The sequence below is a fragment of the Marivivens donghaensis genome (assembly GCF_011806565.1).
Classification (GTDB): Bacteria; Pseudomonadota; Alphaproteobacteria; order Rhodobacterales; family Rhodobacteraceae; genus Marivivens; species Marivivens donghaensis_A.
On sequence record NZ_JAATOP010000010.1, the window covers coordinates 52,335 to 72,354 of the forward strand.

The 20,020-nt window shown below is 62.4% G+C and carries 17 protein-coding genes; 8 read left to right on the forward strand and 9 right to left on the reverse strand.

Features of this window, described 5'->3' with window-relative positions; all coding sequences use genetic code 11:
• Window positions 1-56: 56 nt before the first annotated feature.
• Window positions 57-1,049 carry a rhamnose ABC transporter substrate-binding protein gene (gene rhaS / locus HCZ30_RS13640; RefSeq protein ID WP_167638851.1) on the reverse strand — a complete coding sequence of 331 codons (993 nt, stop codon included), beginning with the start codon at window positions 1,047-1,049 and terminating at the stop codon, window positions 57-59.
• A gap of 30 nt (window positions 1,050-1,079) precedes the next feature.
• Entirely contained in the window at window positions 1,080-1,883 is an 804-nt protein-coding gene (locus HCZ30_RS13645; RefSeq protein WP_167638852.1) for a DeoR/GlpR family DNA-binding transcription regulator, read from the reverse strand.
• Between the two features lie 187 nt (window positions 1,884-2,070).
• Between HCZ30_RS13645 and HCZ30_RS13650 the strand changes: the two genes are divergently transcribed.
• The 3 genes from HCZ30_RS13650 (at window position 2,071) to HCZ30_RS13660 (ending at window position 7,498) form a co-directional block, all read left to right on the forward strand.
• Complete coding sequence (locus HCZ30_RS13650) at window positions 2,071-4,173, forward strand: bifunctional rhamnulose-1-phosphate aldolase/short-chain dehydrogenase (protein ID WP_167638853.1); 2,103 nt, start codon at window positions 2,071-2,073, stop codon at window positions 4,171-4,173.
• Between the two features lie 9 nt (window positions 4,174-4,182).
• Window positions 4,183-5,448 carry an L-rhamnose catabolism isomerase gene (gene rhaI, locus HCZ30_RS13655; RefSeq protein ID WP_167638854.1) on the forward strand — a complete coding sequence of 422 codons (1,266 nt, stop codon included), beginning with the start codon at window positions 4,183-4,185 and terminating at the stop codon, window positions 5,446-5,448.
• 271 nt (window positions 5,449-5,719) lie between these two features.
• Window positions 5,720-7,498 carry a PQQ-dependent methanol/ethanol family dehydrogenase gene (locus HCZ30_RS13660; protein WP_167638855.1) on the forward strand — a complete coding sequence of 593 codons (1,779 nt, stop codon included), beginning with the start codon at window positions 5,720-5,722 and terminating at the stop codon, window positions 7,496-7,498.
• A gap of 130 nt (window positions 7,499-7,628) precedes the next feature.
• Here HCZ30_RS13660 and HCZ30_RS13665 read toward each other — a convergent pair whose 3' ends face one another.
• Genes HCZ30_RS13665 through HCZ30_RS13685 form a run of 5 tightly spaced genes read right to left on the reverse strand, consistent with a single transcriptional unit; the run spans window position 7,629 to window position 11,732 of the window.
• Window positions 7,629-8,417 carry an ABC transporter permease gene (locus HCZ30_RS13665; protein ID WP_167638856.1) on the reverse strand — a complete coding sequence of 263 codons (789 nt, stop codon included), beginning with the start codon at window positions 8,415-8,417 and terminating at the stop codon, window positions 7,629-7,631.
• On the reverse strand, window positions 8,414-9,136 hold the full coding sequence (locus tag HCZ30_RS13670) for an ABC transporter ATP-binding protein (protein WP_167638857.1): 723 nt from the start codon (window positions 9,134-9,136) through the stop codon (window positions 8,414-8,416). Before HCZ30_RS13670 ends, HCZ30_RS13665 begins: the two co-directional genes overlap by 4 nt.
• Window positions 9,137-9,146: 10 nt before the next feature.
• Window positions 9,147-9,563, reverse strand: a complete 417-nt coding sequence (locus HCZ30_RS13675) for a hypothetical protein (RefSeq protein ID WP_167638858.1) — start codon at window positions 9,561-9,563, stop codon at window positions 9,147-9,149.
• A gap of 9 nt (window positions 9,564-9,572) precedes the next feature.
• Entirely contained in the window at window positions 9,573-10,541 is a 969-nt protein-coding gene (locus HCZ30_RS13680; RefSeq protein ID WP_167638859.1) for a YVTN family beta-propeller repeat protein, read from the reverse strand.
• A gap of 3 nt (window positions 10,542-10,544) precedes the next feature.
• Window positions 10,545-11,732, reverse strand: coding sequence for an ABC transporter substrate-binding protein (locus HCZ30_RS13685; protein WP_167638860.1), 1,188 nt, complete (start codon window positions 11,730-11,732; stop codon window positions 10,545-10,547).
• 162 nt (window positions 11,733-11,894) lie between these two features.
• On the opposite strand from HCZ30_RS13685, the gene pedF reads away from it, so the two are divergent.
• Complete coding sequence (pedF, locus tag HCZ30_RS13690) at window positions 11,895-12,575, forward strand: cytochrome c-550 PedF (protein WP_167638861.1); 681 nt, start codon at window positions 11,895-11,897, stop codon at window positions 12,573-12,575.
• A 1-nt stretch (window position 12,576) separates the two neighbouring features.
• The gene (locus HCZ30_RS13695) at window positions 12,577-13,509 is read left to right on the forward strand and encodes a substrate-binding periplasmic protein (protein ID WP_167638862.1); all 933 of its coding nucleotides are present in this window, start codon (window positions 12,577-12,579) and stop codon (window positions 13,507-13,509) included.
• An 18-nt stretch (window positions 13,510-13,527) separates the two neighbouring features.
• Here the strand turns inward: HCZ30_RS13695 and HCZ30_RS13700 are convergent, their stop codons facing one another.
• Window positions 13,528-14,379 (reverse strand): FAD:protein FMN transferase, encoded by an 852-nt coding sequence (locus HCZ30_RS13700; RefSeq protein WP_167638863.1) that lies wholly within the window; start codon window positions 14,377-14,379, stop codon window positions 13,528-13,530.
• Entirely contained in the window at window positions 14,376-16,469 is a 2,094-nt protein-coding gene (locus HCZ30_RS13705) for a 4Fe-4S binding protein (RefSeq protein WP_167638864.1), read from the reverse strand. Before HCZ30_RS13705 ends, HCZ30_RS13700 begins: the two co-directional genes overlap by 4 nt.
• Before the next feature lie 86 nt (window positions 16,470-16,555).
• Between HCZ30_RS13705 and HCZ30_RS13710 the strand changes: the two genes are divergently transcribed.
• The 3 genes from HCZ30_RS13710 to adh all read left to right on the forward strand — a co-directional run bounded on the left by HCZ30_RS13710 (window position 16,556) and on the right by adh (window position 20,019).
• Window positions 16,556-17,347: an ABC transporter permease gene (locus HCZ30_RS13710; RefSeq protein WP_167638865.1), complete on the forward strand. Its 792-nt coding sequence runs from the start codon at window positions 16,556-16,558 to the stop codon at window positions 17,345-17,347.
• A gap of 76 nt (window positions 17,348-17,423) precedes the next feature.
• Window positions 17,424-18,365 carry a helix-turn-helix domain-containing protein gene (locus tag HCZ30_RS13715; protein WP_167638866.1) on the forward strand — a complete coding sequence of 314 codons (942 nt, stop codon included), beginning with the start codon at window positions 17,424-17,426 and terminating at the stop codon, window positions 18,363-18,365.
• A 133-nt stretch (window positions 18,366-18,498) separates the two neighbouring features.
• Window positions 18,499-20,019, forward strand: a complete 1,521-nt coding sequence (gene adh / locus HCZ30_RS13720) for an aldehyde dehydrogenase (RefSeq protein ID WP_167638867.1) — start codon at window positions 18,499-18,501, stop codon at window positions 20,017-20,019.
• Window position 20,020: the final 1 nt, after the last annotated feature.

Here is a 20,020-nt window from a genome sequence, read left to right on the forward strand (position 1 = left end):
AAACCCCCGAAAAGAAGACCGGCGCGCGGTCTGACGCGCGCCGGTCTGTGGGATGCTTAGAAAATGTTGACGAAGTCGGCGATGTTCGATGCGTCGTAGACGAACGGATCGGCCATGGCGCCCGAGTTAGTGTCGTCGAGGGTCACTTCGCCCATGCGGCCCATCGGGATCGATGCACCCGGCTCTGCGGTGGCTTCACCGGTTGCCAGTGCGTGCGCGATCATGGTTGCCGAGTAACCGAGGTCGATCGGGTTCCAGATGGCGAACGACTGCGATGCGCCGGACTCGATCGCGCCAGCCATTTCCGACGGCAGGCCCAGACCGGTGACGTTGATCTCGCCCGCCTTGCCAGCGTCCGCGACAGCCTGAGCGGCAGCCACGATACCAACCGAGGTCGGCGCGATGATGGCGTCGAGGTCCGGATAGGACTGCATCAGGCCCTGCGCTTCGCGGTAGGACTTGTCGGCGAGGTCGTCACCATAAACGGTCGCGACGACTTCGATTCCGGGGTAGTTGCCCATCACCTTGTTCATCTCTTCGATCCAGATGTTCTGGTTCGTCGCGGTGGCCGATGCCGAGAGAACGGCGACCTGACCGCCTTCGGGCAGGTGGTCGGCGGCCAGCTTGATGATCATGTTACCGATCAGCGGGTTCGACGACGGGTTCAGGTGCATCTGGCGGCCTTCTTCGGCAACGCCCGAGTCCCACGAGATGACGGTGATGCCGCGCTGCATGGCGCGGGCGAGGGCAGGCGCGACCGCGTCAGGGTCGTTGGCCGAAATCGCGATGGCGTCGACGCCCTGCGCGATAAGAGAGTTGATCACTTCGATCTGACCTTCAGCGGTGGTGTCGGTCGGACCGGTGTAGATGATTTCGACGTCGCCAAGCTCTGCGGCGGCCTCTTCGGCACCTTTGGCGGCAGCTTCGAAGAAGCCGATACCCAGTGCTTTCACGACCAGAGCGATGCGCATGTCCTCGGCCTGAGCGGCCGAGCCGGTAAACGCAGCGGCGATCGCTGCGGTCGACAAGATCTTCTTCATTACACTCATGATTTCCTCCCTAAAGTGCAACTGGCGGATTTAAGTTACCGCCTCCTTCGCTTCCGCGCCCTCAACTGGGGCTACGATGAGCTTGACCTCCGCTGCTTCGAGCATGGCGGCCGTTTTGTCCGTGATCCCTTCATCGGTGATCACGATATCGATCCGGTCGAGACCGCACAGAACGAGGCTGCTGCGGTGCTCGAATTTCGAACTGTCGACCAGAACGACGAGTTCGTCGGCCTGTCCGATCAGTTTCTGTTCGGCCTGGATCAGAAGCGGGTCTGCCTCCATCAGACCCAGCGGGCCGATACCTTGCGCCCCCATGAACATGCGGCGCGCGTAGAAATTGCGCGTCACGTCGTTCTCGAACGGGGAGAGCACGATGTTCTGTTCGCGGTAGATGACACCGCCCGACAGCATGATCGTGTTCTTGGAGTTCTTCAGCAGATGCGCCGCGATGGGGAACGAGTTGGTGAACACCTGCATCCGCTTGGACGCGAGCGGGTGGACCATCTGGAACGTCGTCGTGCCGCCGTTGATGATGATGGGATCGCCATCCTCGCACAATTCGACGGCAGCGCGTGCGACTGCTTGTTTCTGCTTGATGTTGATCGTTTCGTTGATTGAAAACGGACGGCCGGCCAACCCGACCACTTGCGGCGGGGTCAGAGCCTCGGCACCGCCACGCACGCGGCGCAGCTTCTTGCGCTCATGAAGCGTGCCGATATCCCTGCGAATAGTGGCTTCCGAGGCTCCGGTCAGGCCACATAGGTCAATCACCGTCACGACCGGCCGGTCCTGAACAGCGGATAGAATGACCCTATGACGCTCGGTTTCGTGCATTGAATACTCCCTTGGAATGAGATGTTGCGAGAGAATCCGCCAATCTGTCAATCACAAAAAGTCAAAAACAATCATGCTGCACATGCAAACGATCATTTATGATTGTTTATGATTGACATTGCGCCGCACCCCCGACAGTTTTGCATCAAAGGGTATTATCGCGTTTTGCGCGCGAAGGGAGGATATGATGTCGAATTCCGGTGCAGATCAGCGCCTTGTTAACGGGTGGGACGACGCAAAAGCCGCCAGCATGAGCGAGTCGGAAAAGCTGCTTTACCGCTCGAACCTGCTCGGTTCTGACAAGCGGATCACCAATTACGGGGGCGGCAACACCTCGGCCAAGGTCATGGAGAAAGATCCGCTGACCGGTGAGGAGGTCGAGGTTCTCTGGGTCAAAGGCTCGGGCGGTGACGTCGGTTCGATCAAGATGGACGGTTTCGCCACGCTCTACATGGACAAACTCCGCGCGCTTAAAGGCATCTATCGCGGGGTGGAGTTCGAGGACGAAATGGTCGGCTACCTGCCGCACTGCACTTGGAACCTGAACCCGCGCGCCGCGTCGATTGATACCCCCCTTCATGCCTACGTTCCGCGCAAGCACGTCGATCACATGCACCCCGACGCGATCATCGCTATTGCTGCGTCGAAGAATTCCAAGGAACTGACGCAAGAGATCTTCGGCTCCGACATCGGCTGGTTGCCGTGGAAAAAACCGGGTTATGAACTGGGTCTTTGGCTGGAAAAGTTCTGTCTGGAGAACCCCGATGCAAAGGGCGTCGTGCTGGAATCGCATGGCCTGTTCACCTGGGATGACGATGCGAAGGCGTGTTATGAGTTGACGCTGGAAATCATCCAGAAAGCGATGGACTGGTTCGCGGCCAAGACCGAAGGGCAGGCGGCATTCGGCGGCGCGGTTCACACCTCTCTTGATGGTGACGCCCGTCGCGCTGTCGCGGCCCGCCTGATGCCTGCGATCCGCGGCATGGTCTCGGGCGCGCAGCACATGGTCGGACATTTCGACGATCAGGATGCCGTACTTGAGTTCGTCAATTCCAAGAATATGGAGCCGCTTGCCGCGCTCGGCACCTCGTGCCCCGACCACTTCCTGCGCACAAAAATCCGTCCGCTGGTCGTTGCTTTCGATCCCGCGAAGAACAACGTGGACGAGGTGCTGGAAGGGCTGCCCGCGCAGGTCGCAGCCTACCGCGATGACTACGCAGCCTACTACAACCGCTGCAAAAAAGATAACTCGCCCGCGCTGCGCGATCCCAACGCCGTGGTCTATCTGGTCCCCGGTGTCGGCATGATTACCTTCGCCAAGGACAAGGCCACGGCGCGGATCTCGGGCGAGTTCTACGTCAACGCGATCAACGTGATGCGCGGTTCGTCGGCGGTGTCGGAATACTGCGGCCTGCCCGAACAGGAAGCTTTCGACATCGAATACTGGCTGCTCGAAGAGGCGAAACTCCAGCGGATGCCGAAGCCGAAATCCATGGCGGGCCGCGTCGCGCTGATCACGGGCGGGGCTGGCGGCATCGGTGCGGCGACCGCGCATCGCTACCTGACCGAAGGCGCCTGCGTCATGCTGGCCGACATCAACGCAGGCTCGCTCGAAGAAGTCCGCGCAGGTTTCGCCAAGCAGTTCGGCGCGGACGTCGTGCGCACAGTCGAAATGAACGTGACCGACGAGCAGGCGATCATCGACGCTTACGCCTATACCGCTGTCGAATTCGGCGGGGTCGATGTCCTCGTGTCGAACGCGGGCATCGCGTCCTCGGCGCCGATCGAGAAAACGACGCTCGACCTGTGGAACAAGAACATGGACATCCTGTCCACAGGCTACTTCCTCGTGAGCCGCGAAGCGTTCAAAGTCATGCGCCAGCAGAGCATCGGCGGTTCTATCGTGTTCGTTGCCTCGAAAAACGGCCTCGCCGCATCGCCGAACGCATCGGCCTATTGCACCGCAAAGGCCGCTGAAATCCATCTCGCCCGCTGCCTCGCGCTGGAAGGCGCAGAGGCGGGTATCCGCGTCAATGTGGTGAACCCCGATGCCGTACTGCGCGGCTCGAAAATCTGGGAAGGCGAGTGGCTGGAACAGCGCGCTGGCACCTACGGCACCGACAAGGAAGGGCTGGAGGAGATGTACCGCAACCGCTCCATGCTGAAGCGTTCGGTCCTGCCCGAAGATATCGCGGAAGCCGCCTATTTCCTCGCGTCCGAAGCTTCGGCAAAGTCGACGGGCAATATCATCAATGTCGATGCTGGCAACGTCCAAGCGTTCACGCGGTAAGGTGCTGTTATGAAAACTGTTATTCAGAACGAAAACGAAAAACGCATTGCCGATCTTCAGCGTGATTACGATGCGCTGGGTGAGCAGCTTGACCGCCGCAGTATCGACATCGCGGCCATCAAGGACCGTGCGAAGGGCTTCGGCGTCGCGGTCCCGTCGTGGGGTACCGGCACGGGCGGCACCCGTTTTGCGCGCTTCCCCGGAAAGGGAGAGCCACGCGATATCTTCGACAAGCTCGACGATTGCGGCGTGATCCACGGGCTGACGGACGCGACGCCCAAGGTCTCGCTCCATATCCCGTGGGACAAGGCCGATCCGGCAGAGATGAAGGCGAAGGCCGCCGAGTACGGCCTCGGGTTCGATGCCATGAACTCGAACACGTTTCAGGATCAGCCCGATCAGGCGCATTCCTACAAGTTCGGCTCGCTCAGCCATGTGGACGGCGCGACCCGCCAGCAGGCCATCGACCACAATATCGAGTGTATCGAGATCGGCCAGAAGCTCGGTTCCACCGCGCTGACGGTGTGGATCGGGGATGGCGCGAACTTCCCAGGACAGACGCATATGGGTCGCCAGTTCGACCGCTACATGCAGTCGATGTCCGCCATCTATGACAAGCTGCCTGACGACTGGCAGATTTTCAGCGAGCACAAAATCTACGAGCCCGCGTTCTATTCGACCGTGGTTCAGGACTGGGGCACATCGCTGATGATCGCGCAGGAGCTGGGCGAGAAGGCCAAGTGCCTCGTCGACCTTGGCCACCATGCGCCGAACGTGAACATCGAGATGATCGTCTCGCGCCTCATCCGCGCGGGCAAGCTGGGCGGCTTCCACTTCAACGACTCCAAATACGGGGACGACGATCTGGATAGCGGCACCATCGAGCCGTACCGTCTGTTCCTCGTCTGGAACGAACTGGTGGATGCCGAAAGCCCCGATCTGAACCTCGCGCATATGATCGACCAGTCGCACAACGTGACCGATCCCATCGAGAGCCTGATGATCTCGGCCATCGAAATCCAGCGCGCCTATGTGCAGGCGTCCATCGTCGACCGCGAGGCTCTGGGTGGCTATCAGGCGGATAACGATGCGCTCATGGCCTCTGCCACGCTGCGCCGCGCATTCCGCACGGATGTCGAACCGATCCTGCAAATGGCGCGCTTCGAGGCCGGAGCCGCGATTGATCCCGTCATGACCTACCGCGCATCTGGCTACCGCGCCAAGGTCGGCGCAGAGCGTCCCGAAGTGAGCGGGGCAGGCGGCGGCATCGTCTGATCGGCGTTCCAGACCGCAAAAGCGCCCTCTGCCGAAAGGCGGAGGGCGTTTGCTTTTGCCTGATCGAAGCCGAGGCTTCTACACCTTTAGTAGAAGGCCGAAACGGCTCTCGCCCTTAAAAAACGCCATTCTCCGTTTTTTTGACATTTGCATTACTACCATTGTGCAATTTTTCGCGAGCTTTCTTTGAGCCGATGATGATCGCGGATCGAGCCACTTGCGGGAGGGAGCGGCGGCGCGGTTGCAAAACAGCATCCGAGGGAGGATTAAGATGAACCGTTTTATCATGGCCGCATGTGCCATGGTCACAAGCGCCGCAATGGCGACCGGTCCCGTGTGGGCCGAGGTGACCGAAGAAGATCTGGCCAACGACGCCGCATCGACGGGCGACGTGCTGACCAACGGCATGGGCCGCGATCTCCAGCGTTTCAGCCCGCTGACCACGCTCAACCGCGACAACGTCGATAACCTCGTTCCGGTCTGGGCATTCAGCTTTGGCGGTGAAAAGCAGCGCGGTCAGGAAACCCAGCCGCTTATCCACGACGGGATGATGTATGTCACCGCGTCGTATTCGCGTATCTACGCAATCGACCTCGAAACCGGCAAGGAAGTCTGGCAGTACGACGCCCGCCTTCCCGAAGGTATTCTGCCGTGCTGTGACGTGATCAACCGCGGCGGCGCGATCTACGGCAACAACGTCTACTTCGGTACACTCGACGCCCGCATCGTGGCGCTCGATCTGAAGACCGGCGATGTCGTCTGGAACAAGAAGATCGCCGACTACAAGGAAGGCTACAGCTACACTGCTGCTCCGCTCATCGTGGATGGTCTGGTCATCACCGGTAACTCGGGCGGTGAATTCGGCATTGTCGGCGAAGTTCAGGCACGCGACGCCGAAACCGGCGAAACCGTGTGGACCCGTCCGGTGATCGAAGGCCACATGGGCACGCTTAACGGCGAAGAGAGTACCATGACCGGCACGCTGAATGCCTCTTGGCCGGGCGATATGTGGAAGACCGGCGGCGGCGCGACGTGGCTTGGCGGCTCGTACGATGCCGACACCGACACGCTCGTCTTTGGTGCTGGTAACCCCGCACCGTGGAACTCGCACCTCCGCAATGCTGGTGCGCCGACCGAAGGCAACGCGGGTGACAACCTCTATGCGGCCTCGCGTCTTGGCATCGATCCGGCAACGGGCGAGATCAAGTGGCACTTCCAGACCACCCCGCGCGAAGGCTGGGACTATGACGGCGTGAACGAAGTCATCGCCTTCACCGATGCAGATGGCAACATGAAGTACGCCACTGCCGACCGTAACGGCTTCTTCTACGTTCTGAACCGCGAAGACGGTGCGTTCATCGACGCGTTCCCGTTCGTCAAGGACATCACGTGGGCCGAGGGCATCGACGAGAACGGTCGCCCGATCTTCAACGAAGACAACCGTCCGGGTAATCCCGCCGACTCCGTCGATGGCGCACGCGGCGAGATGGTCTTTGCCTCGCCGTCGTTCCTCGGCGGTAAGAACTGGATGCCGATGGCCTACAGCCAGAACACCGGCCTGTTCTACGTTCCGTCGAACGAGTGGGGCATGGATATCTGGGACGAGCCCGTCACCTACAAGGCAGGCGCGGCCTATCTCGGCGCTGGCTTCACTATCAAGCCCAACTACGAAGACCACATCGGCAGCCTGAAGGCGATCGACCCGCAAACTGGCGAATGGATGTGGGAGTACCAGAACGAAGCTCCGCTCTGGGGCGGCGTTATGACCACCGCTGGCGGTCTGGTGTTCTTCGGCACGCCCGAAGGCGAGTTCATCGCGCTCGACGACACCACTGGCGAGAAGCTGTGGTCGTTCCAGACCGGCTCGGGCATCGTCGGCCAGCCTGTCACTTGGGAAGCTGACGGCGAGCAGTATGTCTCGGTCGTATCGGGCTGGGGCGGCGCTGTTCCGCTCTGGGGCGGCGAGGTTGCCAAGAAGGTCAACTACCTGAACCAGGGTGGCACCGTCTGGACTTTCAAACTGCCCGAAGCACTTGCCATGGCGAACTGACCCCCTCCGGTCATCGTCCGCAAGGCGCGCCATCCGAAAGGGTGGCGCGTTTTGTTTGGGGATTTGATATTTGGGTGGTCGGCACGGATCAAAAAGCCCCGCTCGGTAGCGGGGCTTTCGTTTGTTAGGATCAGCCCTTGCGGGACTGGACGCCTCTGGCCGGATCGTAGCCCCAGACCGCGACGCCGGCGAAGGCAACCAGTGCAAGGAGCGTCCATCCAAGGGCGGGGAGGTTGGGTTGACCGTAGAGCGCGAAACGGATCATCTCGACCGCTTGGGTGAACGGATTGACCGCGCAGAGGTCGGCCAGAAGCGGGCTCACCTCGCGCATCTTCCACAGCGGGTAGAGCGCCGATGACATGAAGAACATCGGGAAGATGACGAAGTTCATCACCCCCGCGAAGTTCTCCAACTGGCGGATGACGGACGATAGCATCAGGCCGAGTGCGCCCAGCATCAGGCCGGTGACCAGCAGCGCGGGCAGCACGGCGAAATAGCCGACGACGGGCGGGCGGATACCCCAGATCGCCGCGATGCCGAGGAAGATCATGCACTGGAGGATCGACACCAGAGTGCCCGCCAGCAGCTTTGCCATCAGCAGCCACCAGCGCGGTAGCGGCGAGGTCAGAAGGAGCCGCATCGACCCCATCTCGCGGTCGTAAACCAGTGAAAGAGAGGACTGCATCCCGTTGAAAAGGCATATCATTCCGAGAAGTCCGGGGATGATGTAGGTCTCGTAGGTGATGTAGGTCTGATAGGGCGGCGTAATCGACAGGCCCAGCGCCGCACGAAAGCCAGCAGCGAAAATGAAGAGCCACACCAGCGGCCTGACTAGCGCCGCGACCAGCCGCCCGCGTTGGCCGACGAACCGCAGCGCCTCGCGGTGGAGTATGGCGCGAAGGGCGATGAACCAACTCATAGCGCGTCCTCTCCGGTCATTTGCAGGAAGCGGTCGGAGAGGGTCATGCCCCGACGGATTTCCTCCGCTGTGCCGCGTGCCAGAAGCTGCCCGCGATGCAGGATGGCCAGATCATCGGTGTCGCGCACCTCGTCCGTCAGGTGCGTCGCCCAGAGGACGGCCATCCCGTCGGCGGCAAGTTCATGCGCGTAGTCCGTGATCGCCGCCCGCGCCGCCGCATCAAGGCCGACGGTCGGCTCGTCCAGCAGCAGAACGGGAGGGCGGTGGATCAGTGCCCGCGCCAGTTCCATCCGCCTGCGATGACCGCCGTTCAATGCGCGAAGCTGCTCGCCCGCACGCTCCGCCATGTCGAGCCGTTCCAGCGCGGCACCAACCCGTGCATCCGCCTCCTTGCCCGCGAGCCCGTGCAAAGCCGCGAAATACATCAGGTTCCGCCGCACCGTCAGGTCGAGGTCCATAGTGGGTTGCTGGAACACCACGCCGATTTTCGCCAGCGCCTTGCGCGGTGATTGGGAAAGGTCGTGACTCGCCACGGTGATCTGGCCGCTCGGCGCCACGAAGAGCCGTGTCAGCAGCGAAAACAACGTGGATTTCCCCGCGCCGTTCGGCCCCAACAAAGCGCAAAACCGCCCCGAAGGGACGGTCAGCGTGAGGTCGTTCAGGGCCGTTTTCGGCCCGTAGCTGTAGCTTATGCCACGGATCGAAAGCCCGTCCGCCATGTGTCAGCCCTTATTCAATCGTGATTTCAACGCGCTGGGTGTCACCAGTCGAACCGGGGATCGCGAGGTGATAACGTCCTGGTTTGATGGCGATAAAGGACATCTCTAGAGTCCCTTCATCGTCGAACTCGAACGAGCTCAGGCCCATTGGCCGGATTTCGATGTCGTTGATGACCACCTCGTTCACCCAGATCGCACGAAAGAAACCCGCACCTTCGAGGGCAAGCTCGGCGCTCCCATCCGCTTCGATTTCGATGGTGTAATAGGTGCCGGAGGTCAGGTTCAGCGGCCCCTCGGACACCGGCACGCCCGATGACAGCGTCAGTGGCGGCAGGTCAACGCGGTTGGCCTTGGACAAGAGGCCGGCGGTTTGCGCATTGGCGCTGAGGGGCAGGGCGAGCAGGGCGGCGAGCAAAAGTGTTTTCATCTGGATTCCTCAGTTCGACGTGGGCCGCATCGCCGCGCCCCAAGGGAAGCGGCCGACCTTGATGGATTTGATGGCCTCCTCGCGCGCGACGTCGATCACGGTCACATCGCCTGAGACGCCGTTCGTGGTGAAAAGCTGGGTCTGGTCGGGCGAATAGGCCATGTGCCAGACACGGCGACCAACGAGGATGTATTTCTCGACCTCCAGCGTTTCGGCATTGACGACGGCCACGTGGTTCGAAGGGCCGAGCGCGACATAGACCTTGGTCTGATCGGGCGAGAATTTCATGCCGACGGGCTGGATCAGATCGTCGTTCACGCCCTGAATGGCAAAGCGGACTTTGCCGAGCTCGCTCTGATCCGCGACGTTGAAAACGGTGATCGTGCCGCCGATTTCAGAGCTGACCCAGACCTTCGTTCCGTCCTCGGTGAACTCCGCATGGCGGGGGCGGGCGCCGACGAGTGTGTTGGCGAAAAGCTCATGCGTCGAGGTGTCGATCCAGTGCGCCATGTTGGTCGTCTCGGACGTGGTGATGACGATCTTGCCGTCGGGACTGACGGCCATGCCTTCGGGCTCGATGCCGACGTTGATCTGGGCGACCACGCGGCGGTTTTCGGTGTCCACCACGGTCGTGACCGCATCATCCTCGTTCGCGATGTAGAGATGCCGGTTATCGGGGTGCAGGATGAACTGTTCGGGATCTTCGCCCGACGGCAGATCGCGCAGGATTTCACCCGTGTTCGGGTCCATCACCTGCACGGTGTCGCTGTCGGACGCGCAGATATAAAGTCGCGAATAGTCATGCGAGAACGTCACCCCGCGCGGGCGCTCGCCTGTCGGGTAGGTCTGCACGACCTCCAGCGTATCCACGTCGATCACGCTCACGGTGTCGTCCTTTTCGTTCGTCACCCAGATTTGGCCGTCCGCCATGGCGGTGGAGGCAAGCAGCGTGAAGGCAAGCGCTGAGATGCGGCGCATGGGTTACTCCTGAAATGCGGTGCAATCGCTCTCGGCCTCGTCGAGGCCAAGGCTATCGGTTTCGTTGCGGTGGTGCAGAAAACCCTCGACCGGAGCCAGCGTGACCAGTGCGCGGTCATTCACAACCGCAATGGGCTGGCGCATCTGGCCGTTCCAATGGCGGAAGGTCAGCGCGCGGCCCTTAAAGCCGTCGAGCTGGAAATCGTCCGACAGGAAGTAGTCGCGCAGCACAGCAGGATCGGTGCTGGAGGTGCGCGTGACGGCCTCTCCGATTGCTCGAACGGCGGTCCATGCGGCGTAGTCCTGCGAGCGCATGTTGCGGCCCGTGGCGTCCTCGAACCGGTTCTGAAGCTGCACGGCACCCCACGCTTCGATCACGCTAGCCCAGCTTTCGGCGCGAAGTCCGTGGGTGCCTGCAACGGGGCGCGGCAGCCATGTGTTGTGCAGCACGTAGCGCCCGAAATCGTCGGTCGGATCGGCAACCAGCAGCAGGTCGTGGTCGGGCATATCCTGCGTGAAGCGCGGGATCTCGGACATCGTGGACTCGCGCAGGTCCGTGTCAAATGTCCATACTTTCTCGGCTTTGAAGCGCATCCCAAACTTGCGGGCCGAATTGCGCAGCGCCTCGGCGAAACGTTCGTCATCCTCGCGCGGGCCGACGATCATCGCGAGGTCGGTCCACTGCCGCGCAACGAGCACCTGCATCAGCGCGTCGGTGCGCGCGGCGTCCTCTGGAATGGTGTGCAGCAGGTTCGCGCGGCAATCGGCGGAGCGCAGTCGCTGCTCGCCTGACGAGACATTGAAAACGACCGTTCCCGCAGCAGATGCAAGGTCGGCGGCGGTGATGAGATTGTCCGCGCTTCCTTCGACCAGAACAACGGGATAATTCGCGATGACCTCGGCGGCGGTGCCAGAAAAATCGCCATCGGGCGGGACGCTGATGTAGTCGAGTTGATAGGTCTGACCGAGGAACCGCCCCGTGGTCTGGTTGTCGCCCAGAGCGAGTTCCGCGCCTGCAATTCCGAGGTCATCCGGTATCGGATCGAGGTTCGACAGCACCGGCGGGTGGTCGATTTCCTGCCGGAGGTAAAGGATTGGAACGTCAAGAGAAGTTGCGTTCTGCGCGGACGCCATCGTGGCGGATTCCACCACCAGTAGCGAAGCCGCACCGATCAGAAACGTTGCCCGCATAGTCCTCTCTCCCTTGCCCTTCATGTTCGTTTTACGGGTGGGGCGGAGCTATTGGACAATGGTCGTAAGACGGCCCGAACTGCGACATTTTGGGACGAAAGTCCAATTTCTAGGGGGCCGATTGATCGCTTACCAAAGTTCGCATCTTAGGGAGGAAGATCAATGAACACCTTTACCCGCGGCCTTCTGGCTGCACTCGCTATCTCGGGCGTTTGCTCGACCGCTTTTGGCCACGGTGACGTTGCACCGCAGCCCGTCAACACAGATGCATTGCCGGATGTGGGTGAAGAATGGCTGACCGAAAACCCGTACCGCGCCGAAGCTGCGGGCGAGGACGTCTGGGCCGAAGCCATCATGATCGGTGACAGCGCATTCAACCAGAACTGTGCACGCTGCCACGGCCTCGGCGCTGTGTCGGGTGGCCTCGCGCCGGACCTTCGCTACCTCGAAGCCGAAGAGTACGGCGACGAATGGTACGTCGAGCGTTTCCAGCACGGCTACACTCAGGACGGCACTACGAAGATGCCTGCGTTCGGTGAAATCCTCGGCCAGAAAGCCGGCTGGGCGATCCGCACCTACATCGAAACCCGCCCCGACGACGGTGCGCTGGAAGAGTACACCGCACGCTTGACCGAAATCCGCGACACCCTTGCGGCGGGTGAAGGTGATCAGGATGCGCTCCGCACCGAGCTTGAGGAAATCTCGGCTCAGGTCGAAACCGCCTCGGGCGCACCGGTGTCCGACAGCGTGGTGCGCCGAGCGGTTCTGGCGCTCGACGGGTCGGAGACGGCGGCCAAGCACGCGGCCGACGCGCTGACCATCGGGCTTTCGGCAACGCACTAAGATGAACCGCCGGTTCATACTGACCGCAGTTCTGGCTGCGGGGGTTTCGACCTTCGCCGCCCAGCCCGTTCTGGCGCGGTGCGAAGGCATCGTTCCGGGGGAGCGACCGCAAAATACCGCACGTGACTACGTCGGTCAGACGATGGACGAGATCATCGAACGCGGCACGCTCAACATCGCGGTCTACGAAAATCTGCCGCCCTATAGCTGGCAGGAAGACGGCGAGCCGCGCGGCGTCGATATCGAGGTCGGGCGTATCCTTGCGGAGGCCCTCGGTGTCGAACCGGAGTTCCGCTTTGTCCAGCCTGCGGAGAACCTCCAAGGCGATCTGATGTCCTACATCTGGCGCGGAACGGTACAACGGGAACCCGTTTCGAACGTCATGCTCCGCGTGCCCTACGACAGCACGCTGACCTGCATGATTGAGCAGGTGGTCTTTACGGGGCAGTACGCCTCCGAGACCGTTGCCATTGCCTATCGTCAGGACGCCTATCCCGAAGCGGTTGCGGGCGATGACCCGCGGCACGAGGGCGCGCCGGTACCTGCGTATTTCAGGTTCGATAGCGTCGCGGTGGAAAACGACACCATCGCGGACTTCTACCTGACCTCGTTCCCCGGCGGTGATCTGGCCGCCAATGTCCACCGTTTCCGCACGATGGGCGCGGCGATGGAGGCACTGGGCAAGGGCGAGACGATGGCCGCGATGGGGCCGCGTGCACAGTTGGAATGGGGCGCGACAGATGGGGTCGCAATCCACCAGCCGCCGCTCGTGGGCTTCAGTCGCGCGACGTGGACCTTGGGCATCGGCGTGCATCAAAGCCACCGTGATCTGGGCTATGCGCTGGATGACGCGATTGCCGCTGCGCTGGGGGATGGCCGGATCGCGCAGGCCTACGCCGACTATGGTCTGACGTTCATTCCGCCGGAACGCTAACGCGCGAACGCAGGCGGGTCAGGTCACAACCGATAGACCCGCCTCGTTCTCTATCCAGACGCGGTGCAGGGTCGGCATGGTTGCGACCAGCGCCGTGATCTGCGGTTTCTCCATGAAAACCAGTCCCGTCGAAAGGCCGTCAGCAATGCCGGCGCTGTCCGCTTCGACCGCAATGGCTTTCCAGAGCGGGGCCTTGCCTTGGGGGTGCAGGATGTGCGTCTGCCCGCCGATGGTCATCGCGGCGGGACGGCTGATGGCGAGGGATGTGCCGCGGATCGTAGCCGCGCCAAGCGTATCGAGGCCGATCCGATACGGCCCGCCAAGCGCCGCGTATTCACCCATGTTGACCAGTGCGTCGGAGAACCCGCGCTCCGCCAGCCACGCTTTCACCAGATCGGCCGCGAAGCCCTGCGCGATGCCGTTGAGCGTGAGCGCCTGACCATGTCCGAGGCGGACTTGGTTACCCGAGAGCGTCACGCGCTCCCAACCAATCAACCCCTGCGCCGCGCCGATGTCGCCCCCATCCGCAATCGCCCGCCAGAGCGGCTGAACGGTGGGGTCGAACGCGCCGTGCGTGGCGGTGTGGATGTCACCACTCAAGCGGAGAGCCTCGGCCAGCCAATCGCTCACCTCGGCCTCGCCCGCGTTATTCACGCGCTGCAATTCGGACGCCCGAAACAGCGAGAACGTCTCCTCGATCCGGTCGATGAACGCGGGCAGCTCCCGCAGCGCATCACCTGCACCGCGCCCCTCCAGCGTGATCGCTACATCCGCTCCTAGCGCAATCCCGCTCCACGTTTCGGCCATCGCGCGTCCCGCCATCGCAGCGGAAACGGCGGAGATCGTCAGAAAACGGCGGCGCGTGATCATTGGCGGACCTCCTTGGCTTTGGGGATGTGCAGTTCCTTGCCGCGCGATTTCAGCACCAGCGGCACGCAGGTTTTCGGGTCGTTGTAGATCGACACGCAATCAAGACACTGGAAGCATTCCGAGTAGACGATATCGCCGCTCGGCTTGATGGCGCCGTAGTTGCAGCGGACCTTGCACAGCTGGCAGGGGCTTCCGCATTCCTTGCGGCGTTTGATCCAGTCGGGGCCGCGCAGCAGCCCTCCGATCGACATCAGCGCGCCGAGGGGACAGACGTAGCGGCAGAAGCCTTTGAACGTAAGCATGCCGAGCACTAGCCAGAACGCTGCGTAGACGACGCAATACCAGTTGCGGACAAAGAACGTGGTGATCGCGGTCTTGAACGGCTCGACCTCGACCAGCTTGTCGATCCTGTCGGGCGTCAGGAATACGGCCGCGACGAGGCCCGCCAGCAGCGCGTATTTCAGCATCTTGAGCCGCTCGTCCCATTTCGCCGACGGCTCCCACTTCGGCAGGCGGAGCAGGCGGCCGAGGTGGTGTGTGAACTCCTGCATCGCGCCGAACGGGCAGAGCCAGCCGCAGAACAGCCCGCGGCCCCAGAGCACGAAACCAATAATCGTCGCGACCCAGATCAGCAGTGAGAATGGATCGTAAAGCAGATAGGCGAACGCGCCGCCGTCGATTACGGTGCGTAGCACGGCGAGCGGGGTGACGATGGACAGCTGTCCTTGGCCCCACCAACCGATAAACCCGAGCACGGCGGCGAGGATCACCAACCTGATCGCGGTATAGCGCGGGTTATCGGCGAGGCGGTTCATACCGGGACCGAGCAGCAGAAACAGCAGCGGCAGAAAAATCGCCAGCGCGATCATGTCGCCCTGACGGTTATACAGCGCATCGACCCACGCGGGCCTCGGTTTCGCGATCTCGTCGCGGAGATAGAACCGTTCGGGCGCGGCGTAGGTGAGGGCGAAGGTCTCGTATCCCAGTTCGGGCTGGAACATACCGTGGGCGCGTACGGCTTTGACTTGCAGATCCCATTCGCGGGTCGGATCAAAGCCCAGACGGCGGTCCACACGCAGGATCATCGCGACCCCTTCAGGCACCTCGGGCAGCGTGTCGAAAATCATGTCCGCATCGCGCAGCTCGATCGGGAGGCCATCCTGAATGGCGCCCAGCAGGTCAGGCGCGGTGTTCCGCACGAAATCCTCGCTGACCAGTCCGTGCCGCGCGCGCTCGATCAAGAGGAGCGGTTCGGCGTCGGGCGTGACGGTCAGGAACCGTTCGAGGTCGGCCAATGCCTCGTCGTCCAGCACCGCCTTTGCAACGGACGGCGCGCCGATGTCGACGAGCCAGAGGTCGAGGTACAGTCCCTCCGGATCGGCGGCGGCTTCGGGATCGTCATGCGCCCAGATGGCGCCGGCAAACGCGGCCTCCAGCTCGGCATTCGTGACCACCAGATGCCGCGCGATGCCTTCCTCCAAAAGCTGCTGCCAAGTCATATCCTCGCTATAGTCGCGGTTCGGACGGGCAGGCGGCGAGGCTTGGATGCCTTGCATCTTCTCGCGGGCAACGGCGAGCGTCGCGGCCATGATGCTCTCGTGCGCGATACGAACAGATGCCGTCGCCTTCAAAACGCCATCGAGGTACGTGACCCCCGTGCCGCCCGCATCGTGACCGTAGGGGACGCCAACGACCATCGGTGTGTTGATCGACAGACCTTGGTACTGTTCGAGGAACGCGCGCAGGGGCGCTTCGCCAAGGCCGGAGACAAAGATCGGCTCGTTGTGCGAGATCAGTTTGATATCGATGAACCGCCCTTCGAGGTCGAGCATGACCATGATGTTGAGCGGTGCGCCAGAAAATCCGGGTAAGGGCGCTAAGGGTTCGGTTTCAAATACATATCCGGCCTCCGCGCCGCCGGAATTGAGCAGGCTCCAGACGCCATTTTCGTTCAGCGGCTCACCCAGCGCGTAGGGCGGGGTCACGAATTTCTCGATCTCCTCGCGGGGCAAGGGCTCGGCATGTACGAAGGTCGGACCCTGCAAAGCAAGGCCTATGAAAAAGGCGAAAAGAGCAATAATGAGGCGCATAGCAGACGGTAGGTCCGACCTGCGAAAAGCAGCAATAACACCAAAGTCTAGGGGGCGGGCGACGTGTCCGCAGCTAACGTACAGCCATGAAAGACCCCGCTCCATCCCGTCTGCCTGACAGGCTGATATTCGTGCTCTCGCTGGCCGCGTTCGTGGCCTTCTGGTGGGTGCTGTCGGCCCTAAAAGGCGAGCCGCGCGTGCTGCCCGCGCCGCCCGAAGTGCTGGCAGAGCTTTGGAACGAAGCGGCCTCGGGGCGGCTGACCAAGAACATCGGCGCGACGCTCACGCGGGTCGCGATTGCGTTTGGCCTGTCGATGGTCATCGGTTCGGTTCTGGGCATTCTCCTCGGGCGGATGCCGCGCCTCAATCGCTGGGCGAACCCTTGGGTGACGATCTTCCTTAACCTGCCTGCGCTGGTGCTGATCGTGCTGTGCTACCTCTGGATTGGCCTCAATGAGGTCGCCGCGATCACCGCCGTGACGCTCAACAAGACCGCGATGGTGCTGGTCACGCTGCGCGAAGGCGCGCGCGCGCTGTCGCCCGACCTCGGTGATCTGGCGCGTGTCTACAGGATGCCGAAGGGCGCGGTCCTGCGCCATGTGGTGCTGCCGCAGCTTGCGCCGTACTTTGCCATTTCCGCGCGGGCGGGCCTCGCGATCATCTGGAAAATCGTGCTCGTGGTCGAATTCCTCGGGCGGTCATCGGGAGTCGGGTTCCAGATCCACACCAAGTTCCAGATGTTCGATATTCCGGGCGTGCTGGCCTACGCGCTGAGCTTCGTCGCGATCATGCTGCTGATCGAAATCGCCCTGATCCAGCCGTTCGAGCGCCGCGCGAACCGCTGGCGCCGCGTGCCGGACGGAGCGCTCGCGGGCTGAGTACGCCCTTGGTCGGATTGCCGGAAAACGCGCCCCGCGCATAATGCGATGGCCGACTGACGGGGGGAGGTTCGGAATGTCCACAGCATCAGCAATGCACCATGCGCGTGTCGAACAGGCTTTGTCTGGCGGTCAGGCCGTGCGTTCCGCGCTTGTCGCGTCTTGGGCACGTTCGGCGAGCCTGCATGGCCTCGACCCCAGCCGCCGCCGTGATCCTTACCGTCTGACCGACGCCGAACTGCGCGTGGCAAAGGAAAAGAGCGATCCCGTCATAGCCCACGCGGCCCCGCACCTCGACCAGCTGTTCCAGATGGTTAACGGGCTTGGCGGGTGCGTTGTGCTGGCCGATACCGACGGCGTTGCGCTGGACCGCCGCGGGCATTCCGCAATGGACCGCGATTTCGAGGACGCCGGCCTGTGGACAGGCACTAACTGGTCGGAGGCGAGCGCGGGCACCAACGCGATCGGCACCTGCCTCGCCGAAGGGCGGGCGGTGACGATCCACCGCGACCAGCACTTCCTTGCCCGCAACATCGGGCTGAGCTGTTCGTCCGCACCCGTCTACGACGCCGAGGGGCGGCTGGCGGCGGTGTTCGATGTCTCCACCGCGCGCCCCGAATTGGCCGAGGCCGTGGCGACCCTGATCGCGCAGACTGTGCAGGAGGCCGCCCGCAAGACCGAAGCCGACATGTTCCACGCCGCATTCCCTCGTGCGCGTATCGTGATGATGCCGGGGCTGGAGCGTGGTCAGGGCGCGCTTCTCGCCGTTGACGCGGACGATCTGGTGATCGGCGCGACCCGTTCGGCGCGGATGCACATGCGCGTTCAGGGCGGTGCCAAGTTCGACCCGCGCCCGCTGGCCGACCTGCTGGACGTCGCGAGCCACGAAAATATGGAATCCGCCGCACGCGCCGTTCTCGCCCGTGCGATGGCCCGCGCGAACGGTAATGTCTCTGCCGCAGCGCGTTCGCTGGGCGTCAGCCGCGCCACGCTGCACCGCAAGCTCGGACGACAGTGATTTCCGGCCGGAACCTGTCGCAGATCTGCGACAGGTCGGCCCTCCCGCCTGCTTCCCCCATCATGACCGGCGCGCTATAGGCGGGCATCCTTCTGAGACCAGCCGCAGAGGAGCGGCCCACAGGAGGACAATCATGAACAAACAGACTCAAGCTGACTTCCGCGTCCAATCGCCGTTCAAGGACCGCTACGACAACTTCATCGGTGGCAAGTTCGTTGCTCCCGTTAGCGGCCGCTACATGGACAACATCACGCCGATCACCGGCCAGAAGGTTTGCGAAGTCGCCCGTTCGGGTGCAGCTGACGTAGAGCTCGCACTGGACGCCGCACACGCCGCGAAAGACGCATGGGGCAAGACCTCGGCTGCGCATCGCTCGAACATGCTGCTGAAGATCGCGGACCGCCTCGAAGAAAACCTCGACCTTCTCGCCGCTGCCGAAACCTGGGACAACGGCAAGCCGATCCGCGAAACCAGCCTCGCCGACATCCCGCTCGCCATCGATCACTTCCGCTACTTCGCAGGCGTCCTGCGCGGTCAGGAAGGCACCATGAGCGAGATCGACCACGACACCGTGGCCTACCACTTCCACGAACCGCTGGGCGTTGTCGGCCAGATCATTCCGTGGAACTTCTCGATCCTGATGGCGGCTTGGAAACTGGCTCCGGCACTGGCCGCGGGTAACTGCATCGTCATGAAGCCGGCAGAGCAGACCCCCGCCGCAATCATGGTTCTCATCGAACTGGTTGCCGACCTGTTGCCCGACGGCGTTCTGAACATCGTCAACGGCCTCGGCGCGGAAACCGGCGATGCGCTGGCCCGCTCGAACCGTATCGCCAAGATCGCATTCACCGGCTCGACCGCGACCGGCCGCAAGATCATGGAAGCCGCGACCGAAAACCTGATCCCCGTCACGCTGGAGCTCGGCGGCAAATCCCCGAACATCTTCTTCTCGGACGTCATGGCGCAGGACGACGCGTTCCTCGACAAGGCCGTCGAAGGCTTCGTTCTCTTTGCCTTCAATCAGGGTGAGGTCTGTACCTGCCCGAGCCGTGCGCTCATTCAGGAAGACATCTACGAAGAGTTCATCGCCCGCTGTATCGAGCGCGTGAAGGCCATCAAGCAGGGCGACCCGCGCGAGATGTCGACCATGGTCGGCGCACAGGCCAGTGCCCAGCAGCACGAAAAGATCATGTCCTATCTGACCATCGGCCGCGAAGAGGGCGCAGAGGTTCTGGTCGGCGGTGATGCTGCACGCTTCAACGGCGAGCTGTCGGACGGCTACTACATCCAGCCGACCATCCTGAAGGGCCACAACAAGATGCGCGTCTTCCAGGAAGAAATCTTCGGTCCGGTCGTTTCCGTGACTACCTTCAAGGACGAAGAAGAAGCTCTCGCGATCGCCAACGACACCATGTACGGCCTCGGCGCTGGCGTCTGGACCCGTGACGGCACCCGCGCATACCGCTTCGGCCGCGGCGTCGAAGCTGGCCGCGTATGGGTCAACAACTACCACGCCTATCCGGCACACGCCGCATTCGGTGGCTACAAGCAGTCGGGTATCGGCCGCGAGAACCACAAGATGATGCTCGACCACTACCAGCAGACCAAGAACATGCTGGTCAGCTACAACCCGAACAAGCTGGGCTTCTTCTAAG